Origin of the sequence: Bacillus cereus group sp. BcHK124, from assembly GCF_027712065.1 — a bacterium.
GTDB lineage: Bacteria > Bacillota > Bacilli > Bacillales > Bacillaceae_G > Bacillus_A > Bacillus_A pacificus.
In genome coordinates, this window is sequence record NZ_JAQFPJ010000001.1 from 561,350 (window position 1) to 580,984 (window position 19,635).

Below are 19,635 nucleotides of genomic sequence, written 5' to 3' on the forward strand. Positions count from 1 at the left end.
AAATCTCTCCTTTAATTATAAGTTTAGTAAATGTCCTAATTTGTTTACTTTCGTTTGTAAATACGTTTTATTCTCTTCTTTTGCTGGCATTTGTAACGGTACACGCTCGATTACTTCTAAATCGTAACCTTGTAAGCCAGCAATTTTTCTTGGGTTATTCGTTAATAATCGTAAATGTTGTAAACCTAAATCTTTTAATATTTGAGCGCCAATACCGTAATCACGCAGATCAGCAGGGAAGCCAAGCTTTTCGTTTGCTTCTACAGTATCGAAGCCTTCTTCTTGTAACTTATAAGCGCGAAGCTTATTAAGAAGCCCAATGCCTCGTCCTTCTTGTCTCATATAAAGAAGAACGCCCTTTCCTTCACGCTCAATTTGAGCAAGTGCAGCATGGAGTTGTGGTCCGCAATCGCAGCGGCACGAGCCAAATACATCTCCTGTTAAGCACTCTGAATGAACGCGTACAAGGACAGGCTCTCCTGTTGAAATATCACCTTTTACGAGTGCGATATGTTCTTTCGTATCTAATGAATTAGAATAGCCAATTGCATGGAAAGTACCGAAATCTGTAGGTAATGTAATTTCCACTTCTCGCGTCACTAATGTTTCATTGTGGCGGCGATAAGCAATTAAATCTTCTATTGTAATCATTTTTATATCAAATTGTTTTGCACACTGTATTAAATCAGGTACCCGTGCCATCGTACCGTCCTCATTAATAATTTCACAAATGACGCCAGCTGGTTCTGCTCCGCAAAGCTGTGCTAAATCGACAGCAGCTTCTGTATGACCAGCCCGGCGCAAGACACCACCTTCTTTCGCAATTAATGGAAAGATATGTCCGGGACGATTGAAATCAGCACCTTTTGATGCAGGATTTAACATTTCTCGTATCGTAGTTGCACGTTCGTGGGCACTAATCCCAGTTGTTGTAGAAACATGATCAATGCTCACTGTAAATGCAGTATGATGCGAATCTGTATTATGAGCTACCATTGGTTCTAATTGTAGACGTTCTGCGTACCCTTCTGTAATTGGTACACAAACGAGACCACGTCCATGTGTAATCATAAAGTTAATTGTTTCTGGCGTAATATACTCTGCTAAAGCGATAAAATCGCCTTCATTTTCACGGTTTTCATCATCACATACGATCACGACTTTTCCTTGTTTTAAATCTTCTAGAGCTTCTTCAATACGATGAAACATAATGCTTCCCCCTTATAGAAATCCGTTTTCTTGTAAAAAGCTTTCGGTCATTGAACCTGTTCGTTTTACTGGTTTAGAAATAAAGCGTTCGATATATTTACCAATCATGTCACACTCAATGTTTACGATGTCACCGGCATTCTTTTCTCCGATAACAGATTCACTTACTGTGTGCGGGATGAGTGAAATGGTAATGGAAGATTCGTCTATATCAAATATTGTTAAACTCGTTCCATCAACAGCAACGGACCCTTTATGCAAACAATAGCGTAGCAATTCATCAGAAATAGCTATTTTGTAATAGACGGCATTATAGTGTTGTTTTTTGTTTAATATCGTTCCGATGCCATCGATATGTCCTGAAACGAAATGTCCACCGAATCGTCCGTTTGCAGCCATTGCACGTTCTAAATTTACTTTGCATTGCGGTTTAAGCATGCGAAGTGATGTTGATTGCATCGTTTCAGGCATTGCGTCTACTGTGAATGAAGTTGTTGTGAAACTCGTTACAGTCAAGCAAATACCGTTAACCGCGATGCTATCACCTAAGTGAACATCTGATAAAATTTTATTGGCATGAATCGTTAACTTCATCGCTTCGCCGCTTTGTTGCATGTTTGCAATCGTTCCTAATTCTTCTACAATTCCTGTAAACATTCCATCACCTCACTTCGGGCATGCGCAACAATTTTTATATCATCGCCAACTTGTTTCATCTCTTGAATTTCCAAGGAAAGTGCATCTTGTAATGTTGAAAAACCATTGCCGCCAAATAAAGTAGGGGCATTTTTTCCACCAATTAATTTTGGACTTATATAAGTTACAATTTCATTGAAATACTTTGTTTGTAAGAAACTTGCATGAACAGTTTGACCACCTTCGACGAAAAGAGAAAGAATTTGTTTTTCGCCGAGTAGGTGTAAAACATCCTGTATTTCAATCTGTTTCGTTTTCATTTGGAATATAGCTATATTTTCAGATTCATAAGAAGCTATTTTCTCTGTATTTACATCCTTACCAACTATAATCCATGTCGGTGCTAAACTATCTGTTATGACATGAGAAGATGGTGGCGTTCGTAAATGGGTATCTAAAATAACGCGTATAGGATTTTGCCCCCCGTTAGGAATTCTTGTTGTTAAATGCGGATTATCAGCTATAACTGTATTCACTCCAACAAGAATTGCATCGTGTGTATGACGATATTGATGAACATCAGCTCGTGCATCTTCACTTGTAATCCACTTACTTTCACCGGTTACGGTTGCTGTTTTTCCGTCTAAGCTCATCGCTGTTTTTATTGTTACAAATGGACGTTTCGTTTTCATGTAGTGAAAAAAGTAGCGATTTAATAAAACTGCTTCTGCTTCCAGAACACCGGTAGTTACTTCGATGCCAGCTTCCTCTAATCTTTTTTTTCCATTACCAGAAACGAGAGGATTGCAATCAAGAGTAGCAATTACAACCCGTTTGACTTCTTTTTTGATGAGCAATTCACAGCAAGGTGGTGTTTTTCCAAAATGGCTACACGGTTCAAGTGTTACATACACGGTGGCTCCTTTTGCTTTGTCACCAGCCATATGAAGAGCATGAACTTCTGCGTGTTCTTCACCAGCGCGTAAATGAGCCCCCATACCGACGATGTTTCCGTCTTTTACAACAACAGCACCAACCATAGGATTTGGACTTGTTTGCCCAGATGTTCCTTCTGCTAATTGCAGAGCAATCCTCATATATTCTTGATCTGTCATTTTCTTCACCTCTCCTAAAAAAATCAAAAAACCCCAAGGATTTTAATATCCTTGGGGTTTGGGAGACGTGATTTCTAGAAATATAGTTCGAATACGAAAGTATAGGAAAGAAACCTAACGATGATTGATATTTTGGCATAAGGAAAAAACCTAGCAAAATATCGAATTTTTCAAACGCTAGTCGTATCTTTTTATTCCAGTATAGAAACATAAGTATACAAAATAAAACATATATAAAGATTCAAAATGAAACTTAAAAATATGCATACTGAAATAAAAGTGTATTCGCTATATAAAATTACTAGAAAACATATCCTTCTCCCATCCAGACTATACTGTCGGCCCTAGAGTTTCACTAGATCCACCGTTTTCGAGTTGAAAACGGGTCACGGACTTAGAAGTTTGCACTTCATCACCGCCGGTTGGGAATTTCACCCGACCCCGAAGGATGTTGTTTGCTCAAATTATAGCATAAAAAAAATAAAAGGCTAGTAAAAAGTATTCGAATGTGAAGAATTGTGTGAAAATATATGTAGGCTGAGATGGAGACAAAAGTATTAGAAATGTTGTAAGGAGAAGGGATATAACGGAGTTGCTAAAAAGAAAAAACATGCACAAAAAAATGTGCATGTCACATGTGAAATTATTCTGCCTCTGGTGCTCTAACAACAGATTCAAATTTTCCTTTATGCGAAGCATCGCAATAAGGCATATTTTTTGATAAACCACAACGGCATAAAGAAAATGCCGGTTTTGCTGGGAATACATTCCCTTGTGAATCAACTAATTCCACGTCCCCTGTAACGCGAAAAGAGCCATTATCATTTACTTTAATTTGTACTTTAGCCAACGCTATCCCTCCTTCCCAAACGCTTAATTTCATCATATAATCAAGAGAAGTACTTGACAATATGAAAAGAGCACTTTCTTTGGAAGAGAAGAGAGTGTTATAATGTTTTTTATAACTGACTAGAGTAAGGTGACGAAAGATGGATAAACAATTACGTACATTACGAAATATTGCAAATGAGCGCACGTGGGCATCATTTTTGAATGATAATCATCCATATAGTTTGTTGCACTGGTCCATTGCTGGTGTAGGACAAGAGTCAAAGGATGTTTGGTTACTGCAAGATGAGGTAACATTTCAAACGACAGAATTTCCAACGTTAGATGATGCAATAAAGTGGATTTCTGAAAATATGGAACAAGTTACAGACGTTTTAGCGCAATAAAAAAACAGGCTTATGCAAGCCTGTTTTTTGTTTCTTTTACATATGAGTTTAAAAATTGATCAATGGCTGCTTCATAATCTTCTTTATTTTCGTTATAAGAGCAAGCGTGTGCGCCGTTTTCTGCAATATAAAGTTGTTTATTGTTTTCCTTCGCTTCATAGAGTGCTTTCGTCATATCAGCTAAAATATAATCATCATCTTTACTATGAATAAAGAGGACGGGATTGTTAATGTTTTTTATACAATCGATTGGTGAAACTTCACGAATCGTATAACCGTCACGCACTTTTAAGAAAGCATTTGCTAAAGGTAATAAAGGCCATTTTGGTAAATGGAATTCAACCTTTAAACGGTGCTGTAATTGTCCGTAGAAATCAGAGAAAGGACAATCTGCAATATAGAAGTCAGCACCATCTTCTACAAGTCCTGCGTACTGAAGAAGTGTTGCAGCGCCCATCGATTCACCATGAATACCGAGTGTTATATTTGTTCCAAAACGACCTTTTAGCCAGTCAACTACAGATTTTAAATCATGCTTTTCATAGTATCCATAGCTTGTCGTTTTTCCGCCAGTTTTACCATGACGACGATGATCATAAATAACGACATTATATCCTCTGTTTAAAAATAACCTTGCATATTTTACAGAGTTCATTTTATTTACAGTTACGCCGTGACAGAAAATCATAAACTTATTGGAATGACCAGCAGGAATGTAATATCCGTGAAGATCATATCCGAATTGCGAAGGAATATGAATTTCTTCTTTATGAAGAGCTTCAAAATCCTCTATACGAAAATGTTTTTTCGTTTCTCTTTCGAGTATTTCTTCCTCTGTTTTTTTCTTTAAGTACATCACCTTATTTGTAAAGAAAATCCCAAGGGCAGTTATCGCACCTAGTATAGTAAACAATGCTGCAAAAAAACGTTTCATACTTTACCTCATCCTCCAAATACCGTTACATGTGATACACTTATATTGTATCACAAGGATAGAAAAGGGGAGAAATAGGAAATGGTGCATATACAAAAAATTACGCCAGCGATGAAAGAAACAATTCGAATGTTCATGTGTGAGAACTGGGGGAGTTCATTGATGGTTTCACGTGGTAAGGGACATCAGTTAGAAGAGTTGCCAGGATTTGTTGCGCTCTCAGAAGACAGAATAATCGGAATTGTAACGTATGAATTGATCGGAAATATGTGCGAAATTGTATCGTTAGATAGCTTTGAAGAAAGAAAAGGAATAGGGACACAACTTGTGGATTGTGTATTACGAGTTGCAGAAGAAGAACGGTGCAGGAAGGTTTGGCTTATAACAACAAATGATAATATGAATGCGTTACGTTTTTACCAAAAACGTAATTTTTTGATGACGAATTTATATGTAAATGCGGTGGAAGAGGCACGAAAAATAAAGAAAGAAATTCCGCGCATTGGGTATGATAATATCCCGATTTTACATGAAATTCAATTAGAATATAGTTTAGTGTAATGATGTAACAATTTTCAGAAATATAAATTATTAACCTTGACGAATATTGTAATTTAGGTTACCGTAAAATTGTAATCTATTACCATATTAAGGGGTGACGATGTGGCAACTATACGTGATGTTGCAAAATTGGCAGGTGTTTCAGTCGCAACCGTTTCACGAGTTATAAATGAAAAAGGATACGTTCATGAGGACACAGTAAAACAAGTAAAGGAAGCAATTGAGGAATTACGTTATAGGCCAAATAGTGCAGCAAAGCCACTATTTAAAGAGAATTCAACGATAATTGCATTACTTGTAGATAATCTATATGACCCATCAAACATCACTTTGCTACATTGTATTGAGGAAATAGCGTATAAAGAAGGATATCAAATTATTGTTTGTAATATAGAGAATAAAGATAGATACATACATATGTTGAAGGAAAATAACGTTGCAGGTGTTATTTTGACAAGATCCGTTTTTAAAAGTATAGGAGAAATCCCATTTCCGTTTGTTGTGATTGATGAAAAAAAATCTCATGCAAATTATTATGAAAGTGGCCAAAGAGCGGTCTCTTTATTAAAAGAAAAAGGTTGTCACTTTCTTGCTTATTTCGGTGAGGGCGAAGATAGTGAAGAAATGGAAGAGTACATATCAGGATTTTTAGACGCTGTTTGGGAGGAAGGAATCTCTTATCGAGAAGAATGTGTACAAGGGTATACGAATAAACAGTTTGTTACATTATTGCAAACTTATCCGTATATAGATGGAATTGTAACTTCAAGTGATAAGATTACCTTTGAGTTAATTCGAGCAGCAAAAAAATTAAATATCCGTATACCGGATAAATTGAAAATTATTGGACTGAACGGGAGTATAGGCAGTGAGTGGGCAGGTCCGTCATTTATGCAAATGGAAAGTTGTATCGAAGAAAATGGGAAAATAGCATTGCAACAATTAAAGGGAAAAATAAAAAAGTAAAAGGTGCGTATAAAACGCACCTTTTATAATGTAATTGCGGCAATAAAGCCGAATATAAGTAACGGTATATTGTAATGTAAAAAAGTTGGTACACACGTATCCCATATATGATGGTGTTGACCATCAGCATTTAAACCGGATGTTGGTCCAAGTGTACTATCTGATGCTGGAGATCCTGCGTCTCCTAGCGCTCCGGCTGTACCGATAATTGCAATGGTGGCCATTGGACTAAATCCAAGCTGAATACAAAGAGGTACAAAAATGGTTGTTAAAATAGGGATGGTTGAAAAAGATGATCCAATCCCCATCGTAACGAGCAGTCCAATTACAAGCATAAGAAATGCAGCGAGTGGTTTGTTATTCCCAATTATATGTGCACTCGTTTGTACAAGAGATTCAACATGTCCTGTTTTTCGAAGAACAGCTCCGAACCCAGCGGCAGAAATCATAACAAATCCGATAAAGGACATCATACGCATTCCGCTTGTTAAAATTGCATCAGCTTCTTTAAGAGGTAGACTACCACTAACTGATAAAACGATAATCCCCGCTAGAGCGCCGAAAATCATTGATTCTGTTGCTAATTGAACAGTTAATGTAGCTAAGATAGATACTAGCCCGAAAGTAATGCTTCGTTTTGTATAGGGAACGATTTCATTTTCAGTAGTATGAATTTGTTCTGTTTCATACGTACGAGGTTTTCGGTATGTAATAAATACTGCCACACATAATCCGATAATCATACCGATTGCTGGAATGGTCATTGCTTTTGGAATAAGTGCGACATCAAATGTAAGACCGCTTTGCGCAGCATTTGTTTGTAATACGTCATGATAAATTTTTCCGAATCCTGCTGGAATCCACATATAAGGAGTAATCAATCCGAATGTAATAATACATGTAACAAGTCTGCGATCCACTTTCAGCTCATTTAATACTTTTAAAAGTGCTGGAATTAAGATGGGGATGAAAGCGATGTGAACAGGAATCACATTTTGTGAGAAACAAGCCATCGTTAAAATGATAAATAGAATAAGTATTTTAGAGTAAACTTGTTTTTTCGTGTCTTGTTCATTGCCAATCCACTTTAATGCAGTTTGAATCATAGCATCTGGAAGTCCGGTTTTGGAAAGAGAAATAGCGAAACCACCGAGCATTGCATAACTTAAAGCGATTGGAGCACTGTTTCCAAGACCAGTTGTAAAAGTGTTAATCGTTTCTGAAATACCGAGTCCACCGATAAGTCCGCCTGTTAAAGCTCCAACAATGATGGCGACAATGACCTGGACACGTAATAAACTAAGCAATAGCATAACTGCTACTGCAATGAGTACAGCATTCATAATAAATGTAATCTCCCCAAAATTTTATTGTGTTAAGGCAAGGAAATATGAATCACCTTGCTAGATTTATACATAGTTGCGACATATTATTATAAATTGTTTTTTATGAAATGTAAAAGAGCCTTTTGTTACTAATGTTGAAAAGCTAGCTCTTGTTTAATGGATTGTAAAGAACGAGCGAATAATTCTGGCTCTTCTAAATCGGGAGAATGTGCTGAATTTGGGAACCAAATCATCTTTTTTATCGGTGCTTCTATTACATCACAATATTCCTGAACGAGTGCATAAGGAGTTTGATAATCATAGCGACCAGAACAAAAATAAACTGGAATAGATAAACTCGTAATAGAAGAAAAGAAATCGATTGTCAACATTTCTTCCCATAAAACGCCAGATTTTAAATTTCCTGCGAGAAACTTGAACCAATCTAATAGTGTATATTCGGGAGAAAAGAAGCCTTTTCGTATGAAAGAAAAGGAAGATCCGTTTTGGATTGCACCTCCGAATGTGCCAAGCCATTTTCTTTGAATAATAAGGCGTCTCGTATCTAAAAATGGCGGTTTTCCTAATTTTAAAAGGGACGCTAATGCTTTTTTATGATTATATTTTTTTGCAGAACGAATTAAATGCTGATATAGTAATTCCTCGTTTTGTTTCATATGTACAATTTGCCCAATACCGATATAAGCCTCGATATATTGTGGATAATAGTGTGCTATGTTAAGCCCGATAATACTTCCCCAAGAATGACCAGCGAGAAATAGTTTCTGTTTATTGAACTTTTTAAGTACATATTGAATCACTTCTTTTGCATCGGAAATGAATTGTTCGATTGTAAAATTTGCTCCGAAATCTTTCATTGAAAAGGATTTACCTGCCCCGCGCTGATCCCAATTAATTACGATGAAGTGTTTCTCCAATTCTTTTTGAAAATGACGAATAAATCCGATTTGTGCCATGCCTGGTCCACCGTGACAGCATAATAAAATAGGCTGCTCTACGTTTTGCCCGCGCATAAGGAGAGCTTGTTTTCGGTTGTTAATCATAACGCTTTCCATCGTAGCGATACTATTAGGAATGAGTTTTTTATTTTCATTATAGAACTGCGGGGTATTGCTACGAAAAAGCATATTGAAAACCTCCTTTTCTAAAATCGTATGAATCGCACAGGCTATTCGTTTTGCATATACTGTTAGAAAATCATTGTAACATACCATACTAGTGTCATTTCAATATGGGAGGAGGGAAATTGTGACGATTGGAGAAATTATCGATTGTTTAAATAGGCGTGAATCCATCGCTATTATAGCAAAACGTCTTGAAATAAGCCCGTATACATTATCGAAGAAATTAAGATTGATTGGATACGAATATGATGGAGAACAGAAAAAGCGTATTTTTGTAGGAGATGGAGAAGAACCGCGTCACTTACAACTCCAAGAAGCGACAGCCCTTCAATATGCGAAGACGGATTATCAACTATTAATTTATGAACAATTACAAAGTATTTATGAGTTATTAAGAAAGAAAGAAGAAGTAATTGCGCCCATGATGAATATAAGTACAGAAAAAAAGAAACGTACCTTTTCTATTAATAAAGAAATATTAGCAAAACTAGACGTTATATCAGAATCGAAAGGAATTCAAAAATCTAAACTTGTAGAAGAGGCGTTACAACAATTTTTACAACAATATGATTTTAACAACACATCACATATTGATAAATAAAGAAAAGGATACTATGTTCATTGTAAGAACGAGTATCCTTTTTAGGTTTCACATATATGACGGATAAAAGGTTTATGTGTATCTTTTACGATGAAAAATTAAGATTGTTTATTATGAGTGTACTTAATTTGTTTTTTGAATTCTACCATCGATAATTGGCTGAATAGGTTCTTTTAATTGTTTTACGTAATCGACTAGCGCTTCAAAGTCGTTTGGACCAGTTTCTGCATTTTTACCATTTTTAAATGATACAAATCCATCACCGCCAGAAGCTAAAAAGGCATTTGCCACTACGCTATACGTTTTAGATGGAGATAATTCTTCACCGTTTGTTAAACGTATATTTGTAACTTTTTCACCGTTTGGTTTATTTGCATCCCACGTATATTGAATACCTGAAATTTGAAGCATTCTCGTCGTTCCTTTTTGCCATTGTTGATTTAAAATGTCGCGAATATCTTGACCTGTTAAATCTACTTTAATTAATTGGTTTCCAAAAGGCTGAATGCCGTATAATTCGCCCCATGTAATATCGCCAGCATCTAAGTCATTACGAATGCCGCCCGGATTCATAAGTGCGATTTGAGTTTGCATCGTTTGGCGCTGGGCATCGGCAACTAAATTTCCAAGAGTGGACTCACCAGCATCATTTTGTTTACGGTCGATAGGTGCTGTAGATTTTCCGACAACTTCATTTACAAGCGTTGCAATTTTTTCTTTATATTGATCTAGTTTTTTCTTTACTTGTTTATCAGGTTCTACACCTTCATGGTATGTTGTAACAACTTCAGCTTTTTTCTTTACAATATCTTTTGTTTTACGATCAATTGTTACATCTACATCTGAGAAAGCCATTCCGTAAGAGTTCGCTTGGACGATTAGTTTATTATTTACAGTACCATTTACATACGTGTGACTATGCCCACCAAAAATAACATCAACTTCCGGATCTGTTTCATTTGCAATTCGAGTAAGGTCTCCATTTGTCACACCAGACTCATCTGTTGTTCCACCGACATGAGCAAGGACGACAATGGATTTAACGCCAAGACGCTTTAATTGCTGCGTTGATTTATTAATTGCTTCTACTTCGTCAGTGATTTCTACATTTTTAAGCATAGTAGGCATCACGACATTTGGTGTATCAGTTGTAACTACGCCAATGAATCCTACAGGCACACCATTTACCATTTTTACAGTAAATGGCGGTAAAAATAAGCGGCCAGTGGATTTATTATAGAAGTTTGCAGCGACATAAGGGAAATTTGCACCTTTGAAATTCCCTGTTTTTTCGTGATAGCCACCGTAAATGAGACGTTTCATTTCATCAATACCTTCATCAAATTCGTGGTTTCCGATTGTACCAACATCAAATTTTAAGTCATTTAAAAATTCAATCGTTGGTTCGTCTTGTAACAATGCTGAAACTGGTGGACTAGCTCCGACAATATCGCCAGCGTGTACGAGAAGTGTATTCGGGTTTTGCTTTTTACGTTCTTTTAAATAAGTAGCTAAGTAATCAGCGCCACCAGCTTCTTTGTTATTAATTTTTTTAACAGTATCTAGTTGTCCATGGAAATCATTAATACCAAGCATTTGTACGTCTATGTAGCGGTTTTGTTCAGCTGGAGTCTGAGATGGGGGAGCAGCAAATACGCTTGAAAAAGTAATGGTGCTTAAAACAGCAATGGCAGGAATAATTTTCTTCCACATAATCTAATTCTCCTTTTTTTTATAATCTGACATCATACGACATAATTTTAATAGATTCATAGGATTATAGCTACATAAAAATTTAGTCTTTTCGAAAAATTAACATATTTACAAAAAGTGAATAATAGAGTAAAGGACCTTTTTTATTGTCGAGTTCATTGTGTATCTACTATAATGGAGAAAAAAGTAAAAGGTGAGTAGTATGAAGAAAAAGAAACAAAGACAAATGCAAAGACAAGCGCAAGTGAATCAACAAAAGAAAGAGTCGCTTACATTAGGTGATCAATTAAATGATTCACTCATGCAGCAATTAAAGAATAAGAAGAAAGAGTTGCAAGTGAGAGAAGAGGAAAAAGTGGCAGCTGAACAGGAAAGAAAGCGCCAAGAACAAAAAGAACGTGAAAAGAATAAATCATTTGAAGAACTGTTAAGTGAAAGTAACCTTACTTGGAAAGACTTTAAATAATAACGAAAATGATCAGTGAATAACGCTGATCATTTTTTTGACGAGCTTGTAAGAAAAGGGGAGTTAGAATGAGAAAAATTGTAGTTGTTCCGCATGAAAATCATTGGGGTAAAAAATTTCAAATGGAGGCTGAAAGATTAAAAGCGGCGATGCCAGAAAAGGTGAAGGTCCATCATATTGGAAGTACGTCGGTGCCAGGACTGGCAGCGAAACCAATTATAGATATGATCATGGAAGTAGAGAGTATCGACAGAGTAGATAGGTGGAATGAACGTTTTGAAGAGCTTGGCTATATCGTAAAAGGGGAGAATGGTATTTCAAGACGCCGTTATTTTATTCATGGAACGGAGGAAAAACGCTCGTATCACTTACACGTGTTTGAAAAAGGAAACCCTGAGATAGTAAGGCATTTAGCATTTCGTGATTATATGATGGCTCATTGTGAAGAAGCTGAGGCATATGCAACTTTAAAGAAAGAATTAGCTGAAAAGTATACATATGAAGGTGCGTTATATTCGGAAGGGAAAACTGAGTTTGTACGTAATGTTGATGAAAAAGCAAAGAAATGGATGGAAAATAATGCGAATGAATGAGTTCGCATTATTTTAGAAAGTATATAAGTTTATTATGTAAACTGTACATATGTTTTGACTTTTTGGTTGAATCTTGTTCAAATAAAGTGGTGGCTTATAAAAAAATGTAATGATGAAAGGGAGACGACTGTGCACATTCCAACAACTACACTTCATAATGGCGTAAAAATGCCGATGATTGGTTTAGGCGTTTATAAAGCGAAAGAAGGCGACGAAGTAAAACAAGCAGTAAAAACAGCGCTAGAAGTTGGATACCGTTCGATTGATACAGCAGCTGTATATGAAAATGAAAGCGGTGTCGGAGAAGCAGTTCGTGAATCAGGGATTCCGAGAGAAGACATCTTTATTACAACAAAAGTTTGGAACGATGATCAAGGATACGAGGAAACACTTGAGGCGTTTGAGAAAAGCTTAAAAAAATTACAAATGGACTATGTAGATTTATATTTAATACATTGGCCAATAAGAGGGAAGTATGTTGATACGTACCGAGCATTAGAAAAATTGTATGAAGAAGGTAAAGTGCGCGCGATTGGTGTTTCTAACTTCCATAAACATCATTTAGAACTGCTATTACCAAATTGCAAAATAAAGCCGATGGTAAACCAAGTGGAACTTCATCCAATGTTAACACAATTTGAATTGCGTGATTTCTGTCAAGGTGAGCAAATTCAAATGGAAGCATGGAGTCCATTAATGAGGGGTGGAGAAGTATTTCAGCACCCGATTATTCAGGCCATTGCTACTAAATATGAAAAAACACCTGCGCAAGTTATATTAAGGTGGGATATTCAAAGCGGGATTGTGACGATTCCTAAGTCTGTTACACCATCTCGCATTCAGGAGAATTTTTCTATCTTTGACTTTTCATTAACAGAAGAAGAGATGACTCAAATTAATACGTTAAATCGTAATTTACATGTAGGAACGAATCCTGATAAATATGATACGTTATAAAAAGACGCTACCAGTATGGTAGCGTCTTTTTATCGGTGTAATGCGTACGTATCACATTTCACGATTTGCTGAAGCTGGATATATTCTTCTGTTGTTAACTGTGTTTGTTTACTAGCTTGTACATTTTCTTGCAATTGCCCAATAGAGCTTGCACCAGGTATAACAGCTGCAACAGTTTCGTTATGTAAGCAATATTGAATAGCTGTTCCAGTTAAGGAGTTTTCTCCAAGTATTTCTTTTACATTCGCAAGCGTCGCATATAATTCATCGTAAGAATAAGAAAGGTAATCTTTTTCTTTTACTCTTTCTATCTTTCTTGTATTGTTATCAGTTAATATTCCTTTCGCAAGTGGTCCGCGAGCAATAACGCTAATTTGATGTTTATTAAGAAGCTGGAACCATTCTTCAGGGCGACGATTCAAAAGGCTATATTCCATTAGAACACTAACGATATTTGATCGCTGTGCATACTCACGGATGACATTTGGACGTATAGAAGAAATACCGTAATGGCGAATGATACCTTCTTTTTTCAATTCTTCAAAGGCTTCAATTACTTCATCTATAGGATCTTCAATCGTCCCGCCGTGAAGTTGATAAAGATCAATATAATCAGTTTGAAGTCTACGTAAACTTTCTTTCACTTCAGCCTTTATGTAATTTTTAGAAGGATCCCAAGACCAGCCGTTTTTTTCTTCTGTCCATCGATTCCCAACCTTCGTTGTAAGGATAATTTGGTCTCGTTTTCCTTTTAAGGCTTTTCCAACAAATTCTTCGTTTAATCCATAATCATATAAATCCGCTGTATCAAAAAAATTGATTCCTAAATCGATTGCTTCATGAATAATACGCAGGGCTTCTTTTTCAGATGTACCGAGGGACATACAGCCAAGCCCCATTTCTGTCACAAATAAATCTGAGTTTCCTAATTGACGTTTTTTCATAGTTCAACCTCCTTCTCCTTATTCTTATTGTACGCAAGGGAAAAGAGGTTGACAAACGTTTACTTTTTAGTTGCTGTAATCCACTCTTGTACAGTTGTATACTCTTTGCCATATTGTTTTAGCTTATGGCGAATTTGCCATGCTTTTCCGACTAAAGTGACGCGATTTGGTAAAATATAAACTTTCATTTCTATCACGCTCCTTTCAATGTGGTAAAATGTATGAGGAAAGAATAGGAAATAGAACAGGGAGATGAAGTAGTATGAGTAATCTTGCAGAGAGAACAGTAAAAACTGAGCCGATTTTTGATGGTAGAGTTATAAAAGTTCGTGTTGATGATGTAGTATTACCAAATGGAGCAATGAGTAAACGTGAAATTGTAAATCACCCTGGTGCAGTTGCTATTATTGCTATTACTGATGAGGGGAAAATTGTGCTTGTTGAGCAGTATCGTAAAGCGCTTGAAAAGGCGATTATAGAAATTCCGGCTGGCAAGTTAGAACCAGGTGAAAAACCTGAGGTGACAGCAGTTCGTGAATTAGAAGAGGAAACAGGTTATGTATGTGAAAATATGGAGCTTATTACTTCTTTCTATACATCTCCAGGATTTGCAGATGAAATTTTATATGTATATAAAGCGACAGGTTTGACGAAAAAAGAAAATAAAGCTGCGTTAGATGAAGATGAGTTTGTGGAATTAATGGAAGTATCATTAGAAGAAGCAACTACTCTTATGAAAGATCTTCGTATTCACGATGCGAAGACGATGTTTGCAGTACAATATTTACAACTACAAAAATAAACACTCGCCAAAGGCGAGTGTTTTTAATTAATTTTTGCATATACGCGTGCATCACGTAAGCTACCATCTGGTGCTATGAAATCATTTTCCATTGTACCTTCTAGAATAAATTCTAAACGTTCTGCTAAGTTACATGCATTTGTATTTGTTGCATCAATACGAATTTCAATTCTTCGAGCGCTTAGCTTATCAAAGGCAAATTGAATGGCACCTTTCACAGCTTCGGTCATATAGCCTTGTTTTGTATAAGCGCTATGTAGCCAGAAGTGAAGTGAAAACTTTGGAATATCCCAGTTTTCAGGCTTGAGCGTTATAGCTCCGATGAATGTACCAGATACTTTATCGTATAAGTGAAAATCAAGTGTTTCACGAAGTAAAAACTGTCCGTGAGCGTTACGAACGATTTCTTCAGCACTTTCTTCTGTTTCAGCGTTAATTGGCATCCACGGTACTAAGTCTTCTAGAGAAGCTTGTATTGCTTCATACACTTCTGCACCATCACCTGGAAATGGCTTACGAACCTGTAAGCGTTCAGTTTGAAATAATGTTGGAAAATCTAATAATAATGGTTTCAAGAGAAATCCCTCCTATTCTCTACTTTTTAGTTTAGCAAAGTAGAGCGGAATTTCAATGTTAATTCGTCATACTTTTTTCTTTCTTTCATACATTTTTAGTAAGAGTGTGAACGGAGGGAAGAAAAATGTGGAGAAAAACTTGGCAAGACCGTGTAATGTCTCACATACAGGAAAACTCTTCATTATATATATTTAACGCTGTTTTGTTATTGATGGGAGTAATATTTGGAGCGATTCTTGTAAATAGTTTACAATTAAATCAAAAACAAGATTTATCATTTTATTTGCAACGTTTTTTTGGACAAGTTTCTAAAGGAGAATTTGCTATTGCAGGCGAAATGTTTCGAGAAAGTTACTTTTCACAATTAAAATACATTGGATTTATTTGGATTTTAGGGATTTCAATTATTGGATTGCCACTCATTTTTATTTTATTATTTGCAAAAGGAGTAGTTGTCGGATTTACAGTAGGTTTCTTAGTAAGTCAGCATGGATGGAATGGATTATTATTAGCATTCGTTTCTGTATTGCCACAAAATCTCATTATCATCCCAGTATTTCTCGTTATGACAACAATTGCCGCAAGTTTTTCCTTACGCATGATTAGGCATCAATTTATCCGAAAAATAACTGAGCCACTATTACCATTATTGATCCGTTATACATGCTTCTTTCTTGTAATTGGAGCGGTGTTAGCTCTTGCTTCTAGTGTAGAGGCTTATGCATCACCAGTTTTAATGAAAGAAGTCGTTGAGGCTATTAATAAACAATAAATACTTTATGAGAATAATTATCAATTTGTTTTTATTGTTTTTCTTTTGACAGAAGCCCTTCTTCTGATATAATGGTGTAAGAGTGGCGAGGAGGGAGTAGTACCGAATGGAAGAAAGAATTGAACGAATTAAGAAGCAATTACATGCAGCGAGCTACAAATTAACACCGCAACGTGAAGCAACAGTTCGTGTGCTGCTAGAAAATGAAGAAGATCATTTAAGCGCAGAAGATGTTTACCTCCTTGTAAAAGAAAAGTCGCCAGAGATCGGATTAGCAACCGTCTATCGAACTTTAGAACTATTATCTGAGTTAAAAGTTGTCGATAAGATTAACTTCGGAGACGGTGTTTCACGCTATGACTTACGCCAAGAAGGTGCGCAGCGTTTCCACCATCATTTGATTTGTACACAATGTGGTGCTGTACAAGAAATACAAGAAGATTTACTTGGTGAAGTGGAAAGGAAAGTAGAACATGACTGGAGCTTTAAGGTGAAGGATCATCGTTTAACATTCCATGGGATTTGTAAAAATTGTCAAGAAAATGAAACGGATGAAAAATAACCTTTTCCTATTTAACTAGGAAGAGGTTTTTTATTTGAATAAGGTATAAATTGGTGAAAGCTTGGCATATGTTGTAATAACTTATATTTTGGAGGAATTTACAATGCGCCGAGCTTTAAAATTAACTTTTGATGGGATAAAAGTATTTTTATTATTTACAAGTTGTACGATTTTGTTTTATTTCGCTATACTATGGATAAATGAAGAATATGAAAGCTATCATCGTTATGAAAAGCCAAAAGAAGAGACTGTAGAAAAAGTATCAGGGAATGAAGAGCCGGCAAAGGATGCTTTCGTAAATAGAATGATGTTTTTCTATGAAAATGGGGAGTAGTGTAGATTGGAAGATCAATTAAAAGATTTTATTCATTATATGGTTGTTGAAAAAGGGCTAGCGAAAAATACAGTAGTATCTTATGAACGTGATTTAAAAAGTTATGTAAAGTATTTGCAAAATGTAGAACAAGCGAAGAGCTTTCATGAAGTGACACGCTTGCACATTGTTAATTTTCTGCAGCACTTAAAAGAAAACGGAAAATCTTCGAAAACATTAGCACGTCATATTGCATCGATTCGTTCGTTTCACCAATTTTTACTTCGTGAACGAGCAGTAGAGCACGATCCATCCGTACATATTGAAACACCGCAAGGTGAACGGAAATTACCGAAAGTATTGTCAGTTGATGAAGTAGAGGCGTTACTTCAGACACCAAAAATGACGAGCGCTTTTGGGGTTCGTGATAAAGCGATGCTAGAGTTATTATATGCAACAGGACTTCGTGTTTCAGAATTAATTGCATTAAATTTAGAAGATGTACATTTAACGATGGGATTTGTTCGATGCATAGGGAAAGGGAATAAAGAAAGAATTATTCCACTAGGAAGTTTAGCGACGGAAGCGATTCAAAAGTATATTGAAAAGGGAAGAAGAGAATTGATGGGAAAAAAAGTAGTAGATGCACTCTTTTTAAACCATCATGGCAATCGATTATCAAGACAAGGATTTTGGAAAATTTTAAAACGATTAGCGAAAGAAGCAAATATTGAAAAAGAGCTTACACCTCATACGTTGCGTCATTCTTTTGCTACGCATTTATTAGAAAATGGTGCAGACTTACGTGCTGTGCAAGAAATGCTTGGACATGCAGATATTTCAACAACACAAATCTATACGCATGTTTCAAAAACTAGATTAAAAGATGTATATAAACAGTTTCATCCGAGAGCATAGATACTATGCTCTTTTTTCATAGATTCAAAAGGCTATAGCACTTCACAGAAACTTCACAAACATTTCGTACATTGTTTTCAGCAGAAGACTAGAATATTACAATGTTTTTCCTCTATACTAAATAAAGTATGAAGGAGGAAATGATGATGAAAAAACTTATTATGACTTTATTTATCGCGATGCTAGCATTGGCTGGCTGTAATACAAACAAAGAAGAACCGAAAAAAGAACAGAAACTAGAAGCTGTAAAAGTAGCAGTTCAAACAAATCCGAAAGAAATTAAACCTGGTGAAAAAACAGAAGTACAAGCACTTGTTACACAAGGAAAAGAAAAGGTAACAGATGCTGATGATGTAAAGTTTGAAATTTGGAAAGCTGGCGACGAAAAGCACGAGATGCTAGAAGGTAAGCATAAAGGAAAAGGTGTTTATGCTGTCGAGAAAACGTTCGAAACGGATGGAGTATACCACATTATTGCTCACACAAATGCACGTGAAATGCATGTTATGCCAGAAGTAAAAGTGGCTGTAGGAAATGCGAAGGTAGAAGATGCGAAAAAAGAAAATAGTGATCATGGTGCAGGACATGGCGATCATAAAAGCGATACAATGATCCACCTTATGGCTGGTGATATAAAAGCAAATGCTGAATCAACAATGAAAGTTCACTTAAAACAAAAAGAAGAAGCGTTAACTGGTGCTGAAGTACAACTTGAGATTTGGAAAGATGGTGTGGAAAAACACGAATTCATTCCAGCGAAAGAAGGAAATAAAGGGGAGTATGAAACGAAACATACTTTCAAAGAAAACGGTTCTTATAAAGTGAAAGTTCATGTTAAAAAAGGCGAATTGCATGAACATAAAGAAGAAATAGTAGAAGTAAAATAAAAAAGTAGCTCTTTAGAGCTATTTTTTTATTTTTATCCCGAAAAATGATCAGTGGGAAAGAACAAAACCGCCAACTGATTAAAATTTTATTTTATATGAAGAAATAAATCATAAAATAATTAGCACTTCTTTGCATAATGGATTACAATAGAAGTGTGAAGAAAATGAGAAATTCTACGAAAATGTATTAAAAAGAAAGCGTAAACATGTTATGATATCAGTATCAGATGTCTGACATCTGACTTAGAAAAAACTAGAAATGTTTTTGCGTCGTTTCAAGGTAAACGAAATAGGTTAGAGAATGATTTAAAGAAGTACTGTTTGATAATGAGAACGAAAGATAATTCTTATGGAGAACAGTTTCACTTTATAGCGTTTTGAACATACTACAAGAAGTAGAACTGA

Annotated in this window: 24 protein-coding genes and 1 riboswitch; of the genes, 13 read left to right on the forward strand and 11 right to left on the reverse strand. The window is 35.8% G+C overall.

Annotation, left to right across the window (positions count from 1 at the left end; genetic code table 11):
* Window positions 1-15 precede the first annotated feature (15 nt).
* The 4 genes from ribBA to PDK19_RS03105 all read right to left on the reverse strand — a co-directional run bounded on the left by ribBA (window position 16) and on the right by PDK19_RS03105 (window position 3,810).
* Window positions 16-1,209 carry a bifunctional 3,4-dihydroxy-2-butanone 4-phosphate synthase/GTP cyclohydrolase II gene (gene ribBA / locus PDK19_RS03090; protein ID WP_000468995.1) on the reverse strand — a complete coding sequence of 398 codons (1,194 nt, stop codon included), beginning with the start codon at window positions 1,207-1,209 and terminating at the stop codon, window positions 16-18.
* A 12-nt stretch (window positions 1,210-1,221) separates the two neighbouring features.
* Window positions 1,222-1,866 (reverse strand): riboflavin synthase subunit alpha, encoded by a 645-nt coding sequence (gene ribE / locus PDK19_RS03095; protein WP_000493918.1) that lies wholly within the window; start codon window positions 1,864-1,866, stop codon window positions 1,222-1,224.
* Window positions 1,848-2,960 carry a bifunctional diaminohydroxyphosphoribosylaminopyrimidine deaminase/5-amino-6-(5-phosphoribosylamino)uracil reductase RibD gene (gene ribD, locus PDK19_RS03100; protein ID WP_000131973.1) on the reverse strand — a complete coding sequence of 371 codons (1,113 nt, stop codon included), beginning with the start codon at window positions 2,958-2,960 and terminating at the stop codon, window positions 1,848-1,850. The genes ribE and ribD overlap by 19 nt, the downstream gene beginning before the upstream one ends.
* 309 nt (window positions 2,961-3,269) lie before the next feature.
* Window positions 3,270-3,413, reverse strand: a riboswitch (FMN riboswitch).
* Window positions 3,414-3,603: 190 nt separating this feature from the next.
* A complete protein-coding gene (locus tag PDK19_RS03105; RefSeq protein WP_001151582.1) occupies window positions 3,604-3,810 on the reverse strand; it encodes a CDGSH iron-sulfur domain-containing protein in 207 nt (68 codons plus the stop codon).
* 139 nt (window positions 3,811-3,949) lie between these two features.
* On the opposite strand from PDK19_RS03105, the gene PDK19_RS03110 reads away from it, so the two are divergent.
* Entirely contained in the window at window positions 3,950-4,195 is a 246-nt protein-coding gene (locus PDK19_RS03110; protein ID WP_000360809.1) for a YqkC family protein, read from the forward strand.
* Between the two features lie 10 nt (window positions 4,196-4,205).
* On the opposite strand, the gene PDK19_RS03115 is transcribed toward PDK19_RS03110, so the two are convergent.
* Window positions 4,206-5,129, reverse strand: coding sequence for an alpha/beta hydrolase (locus tag PDK19_RS03115; RefSeq protein WP_014893526.1), 924 nt, complete (start codon window positions 5,127-5,129; stop codon window positions 4,206-4,208).
* Between the two features lie 81 nt (window positions 5,130-5,210).
* Here PDK19_RS03115 and PDK19_RS03120 point away from each other — a divergent pair, with 81 nt between their 5' ends.
* Window positions 5,211-5,690 (forward strand): GNAT family N-acetyltransferase, encoded by a 480-nt coding sequence (locus tag PDK19_RS03120; protein WP_270706583.1) that lies wholly within the window; start codon window positions 5,211-5,213, stop codon window positions 5,688-5,690.
* Window positions 5,691-5,792: 102 nt separating this feature from the next.
* Window positions 5,793-6,656 carry a LacI family DNA-binding transcriptional regulator gene (locus PDK19_RS03125; protein ID WP_049113751.1) on the forward strand — a complete coding sequence of 288 codons (864 nt, stop codon included), beginning with the start codon at window positions 5,793-5,795 and terminating at the stop codon, window positions 6,654-6,656.
* 23 nt (window positions 6,657-6,679) lie between these two features.
* Here the strand turns inward: PDK19_RS03125 and PDK19_RS03130 are convergent, their stop codons facing one another.
* Both PDK19_RS03130 and PDK19_RS03135 read right to left on the reverse strand, forming a co-directional pair.
* Window positions 6,680-7,999 (reverse strand): Na+/H+ antiporter family protein, encoded by a 1,320-nt coding sequence (locus tag PDK19_RS03130; RefSeq protein WP_000994774.1) that lies wholly within the window; start codon window positions 7,997-7,999, stop codon window positions 6,680-6,682.
* Between the two features lie 131 nt (window positions 8,000-8,130).
* Entirely contained in the window at window positions 8,131-9,129 is a 999-nt protein-coding gene (locus PDK19_RS03135; protein WP_000898951.1) for an alpha/beta fold hydrolase, read from the reverse strand.
* A 121-nt stretch (window positions 9,130-9,250) separates the two neighbouring features.
* On the opposite strand from PDK19_RS03135, the gene PDK19_RS03140 reads away from it, so the two are divergent.
* Window positions 9,251-9,727: a ribbon-helix-helix domain-containing protein gene (locus tag PDK19_RS03140; RefSeq protein ID WP_000151910.1), complete on the forward strand. Its 477-nt coding sequence runs from the start codon at window positions 9,251-9,253 to the stop codon at window positions 9,725-9,727.
* Between the two features lie 123 nt (window positions 9,728-9,850).
* On the opposite strand, the gene PDK19_RS03145 is transcribed toward PDK19_RS03140, so the two are convergent.
* Complete coding sequence (locus PDK19_RS03145; protein WP_270706586.1) at window positions 9,851-11,440, reverse strand: bifunctional metallophosphatase/5'-nucleotidase; 1,590 nt, start codon at window positions 11,438-11,440, stop codon at window positions 9,851-9,853.
* Between the two features lie 202 nt (window positions 11,441-11,642).
* On the opposite strand from PDK19_RS03145, the gene PDK19_RS03150 reads away from it, so the two are divergent.
* The 3 genes from PDK19_RS03150 to PDK19_RS03160 all read left to right on the forward strand — a co-directional run bounded on the left by PDK19_RS03150 (window position 11,643) and on the right by PDK19_RS03160 (window position 13,456).
* Entirely contained in the window at window positions 11,643-11,906 is a 264-nt protein-coding gene (locus PDK19_RS03150) for a YqkE family protein (RefSeq protein WP_000727549.1), read from the forward strand.
* Between the two features lie 68 nt (window positions 11,907-11,974).
* Window positions 11,975-12,499 carry a GrpB family protein gene (locus tag PDK19_RS03155; RefSeq protein ID WP_001227175.1) on the forward strand — a complete coding sequence of 175 codons (525 nt, stop codon included), beginning with the start codon at window positions 11,975-11,977 and terminating at the stop codon, window positions 12,497-12,499.
* A 129-nt stretch (window positions 12,500-12,628) separates the two neighbouring features.
* A complete protein-coding gene (locus PDK19_RS03160; protein WP_000547981.1) occupies window positions 12,629-13,456 on the forward strand; it encodes an aldo/keto reductase in 828 nt (275 codons plus the stop codon).
* Between the two features lie 29 nt (window positions 13,457-13,485).
* Here PDK19_RS03160 and PDK19_RS03165 read toward each other — a convergent pair whose 3' ends face one another.
* Together PDK19_RS03165 and mciZ are read right to left on the reverse strand one after the other, a co-directional pair.
* Window positions 13,486-14,400, reverse strand: coding sequence for an aldo/keto reductase (locus PDK19_RS03165; protein WP_270706589.1), 915 nt, complete (start codon window positions 14,398-14,400; stop codon window positions 13,486-13,488).
* Between the two features lie 59 nt (window positions 14,401-14,459).
* Window positions 14,460-14,588 carry a Z-ring formation inhibitor MciZ gene (gene mciZ / locus PDK19_RS03170; protein ID WP_000870299.1) on the reverse strand — a complete coding sequence of 43 codons (129 nt, stop codon included), beginning with the start codon at window positions 14,586-14,588 and terminating at the stop codon, window positions 14,460-14,462.
* A 74-nt stretch (window positions 14,589-14,662) separates the two neighbouring features.
* Here mciZ and PDK19_RS03175 point away from each other — a divergent pair, with 74 nt between their 5' ends.
* Window positions 14,663-15,202 (forward strand): NUDIX hydrolase, encoded by a 540-nt coding sequence (locus tag PDK19_RS03175; RefSeq protein ID WP_000067038.1) that lies wholly within the window; start codon window positions 14,663-14,665, stop codon window positions 15,200-15,202.
* Between the two features lie 23 nt (window positions 15,203-15,225).
* Here PDK19_RS03175 and PDK19_RS03180 read toward each other — a convergent pair whose 3' ends face one another.
* A complete protein-coding gene (locus tag PDK19_RS03180) occupies window positions 15,226-15,777 on the reverse strand; it encodes a GNAT family N-acetyltransferase (RefSeq protein WP_000803491.1) in 552 nt (183 codons plus the stop codon).
* Between the two features lie 155 nt (window positions 15,778-15,932).
* Between PDK19_RS03180 and spoIIM the strand changes: the two genes are divergently transcribed.
* From spoIIM to PDK19_RS03205, 5 genes are all read left to right on the forward strand, one after another.
* A complete protein-coding gene (gene spoIIM, locus PDK19_RS03185) occupies window positions 15,933-16,550 on the forward strand; it encodes a stage II sporulation protein M (RefSeq protein ID WP_223290733.1) in 618 nt (205 codons plus the stop codon).
* A gap of 106 nt (window positions 16,551-16,656) precedes the next feature.
* Entirely contained in the window at window positions 16,657-17,112 is a 456-nt protein-coding gene (fur, locus tag PDK19_RS03190) for a ferric iron uptake transcriptional regulator (RefSeq protein ID WP_000392655.1), read from the forward strand.
* Window positions 17,113-17,215: 103 nt separating this feature from the next.
* A complete protein-coding gene (locus PDK19_RS03195) occupies window positions 17,216-17,446 on the forward strand; it encodes a YqzK family protein (protein ID WP_001250432.1) in 231 nt (76 codons plus the stop codon).
* A gap of 6 nt (window positions 17,447-17,452) precedes the next feature.
* A complete protein-coding gene (xerD, locus tag PDK19_RS03200; protein WP_000390084.1) occupies window positions 17,453-18,343 on the forward strand; it encodes a site-specific tyrosine recombinase XerD in 891 nt (296 codons plus the stop codon).
* Window positions 18,344-18,486: 143 nt separating this feature from the next.
* The gene (locus PDK19_RS03205) at window positions 18,487-19,230 is read left to right on the forward strand and encodes a FixH family protein (RefSeq protein WP_270706591.1); all 744 of its coding nucleotides are present in this window, start codon (window positions 18,487-18,489) and stop codon (window positions 19,228-19,230) included.
* Window positions 19,231-19,635: the final 405 nt, after the last annotated feature.

What these genes read in the sequence shown, in the direction of transcription:
- PDK19_RS03150 (WP_000727549.1), top strand. Translation starts at nt 11,643, where the DNA reads ATGAAGAAAAAGAAACAAAGACAAATGCAAAGACAAGCGCAAGTGAAT.
- ribE (WP_000493918.1), bottom strand. Translation starts at nt 1,866, where the DNA reads ATGTTTACAGGAATTGTAGAAGAATTAGGAACGATTGCAAACATGCAA.
- PDK19_RS03145 (WP_270706586.1), bottom strand. Translation starts at nt 11,440, where the DNA reads ATGTGGAAGAAAATTATTCCTGCCATTGCTGTTTTAAGCACCATTACT.
- PDK19_RS03155 (WP_001227175.1), top strand. Translation starts at nt 11,975, where the DNA reads ATGAGAAAAATTGTAGTTGTTCCGCATGAAAATCATTGGGGTAAAAAA.
- PDK19_RS03135 (WP_000898951.1), bottom strand. Translation starts at nt 9,129, where the DNA reads ATGCTTTTTCGTAGCAATACCCCGCAGTTCTATAATGAAAATAAAAAA.
- PDK19_RS03195 (WP_001250432.1), top strand. Translation starts at nt 17,216, where the DNA reads ATGCGCCGAGCTTTAAAATTAACTTTTGATGGGATAAAAGTATTTTTA.
- ribBA (WP_000468995.1), bottom strand. Translation starts at nt 1,209, where the DNA reads ATGTTTCATCGTATTGAAGAAGCTCTAGAAGATTTAAAACAAGGAAAA.
- PDK19_RS03120 (WP_270706583.1), top strand. Translation starts at nt 5,211, where the DNA reads ATGGTGCATATACAAAAAATTACGCCAGCGATGAAAGAAACAATTCGA.
- spoIIM (WP_223290733.1), top strand. Translation starts at nt 15,933, where the DNA reads ATGTCTCACATACAGGAAAACTCTTCATTATATATATTTAACGCTGTT.
- ribD (WP_000131973.1), bottom strand. Translation starts at nt 2,960, where the DNA reads ATGACAGATCAAGAATATATGAGGATTGCTCTGCAATTAGCAGAAGGA.
- PDK19_RS03115 (WP_014893526.1), bottom strand. Translation starts at nt 5,129, where the DNA reads ATGAAACGTTTTTTTGCAGCATTGTTTACTATACTAGGTGCGATAACT.
- mciZ (WP_000870299.1), bottom strand. Translation starts at nt 14,588, where the DNA reads ATGAAAGTTTATATTTTACCAAATCGCGTCACTTTAGTCGGAAAAGCA.
- PDK19_RS03130 (WP_000994774.1), bottom strand. Translation starts at nt 7,999, where the DNA reads ATGAATGCTGTACTCATTGCAGTAGCAGTTATGCTATTGCTTAGTTTA.
- PDK19_RS03175 (WP_000067038.1), top strand. Translation starts at nt 14,663, where the DNA reads ATGAGTAATCTTGCAGAGAGAACAGTAAAAACTGAGCCGATTTTTGAT.
- PDK19_RS03205 (WP_270706591.1), top strand. Translation starts at nt 18,487, where the DNA reads ATGATGAAAAAACTTATTATGACTTTATTTATCGCGATGCTAGCATTG.
- PDK19_RS03110 (WP_000360809.1), top strand. Translation starts at nt 3,950, where the DNA reads ATGGATAAACAATTACGTACATTACGAAATATTGCAAATGAGCGCACG.
- PDK19_RS03165 (WP_270706589.1), bottom strand. Translation starts at nt 14,400, where the DNA reads ATGAAAAAACGTCAATTAGGAAACTCAGATTTATTTGTGACAGAAATG.
- fur (WP_000392655.1), top strand. Translation starts at nt 16,657, where the DNA reads ATGGAAGAAAGAATTGAACGAATTAAGAAGCAATTACATGCAGCGAGC.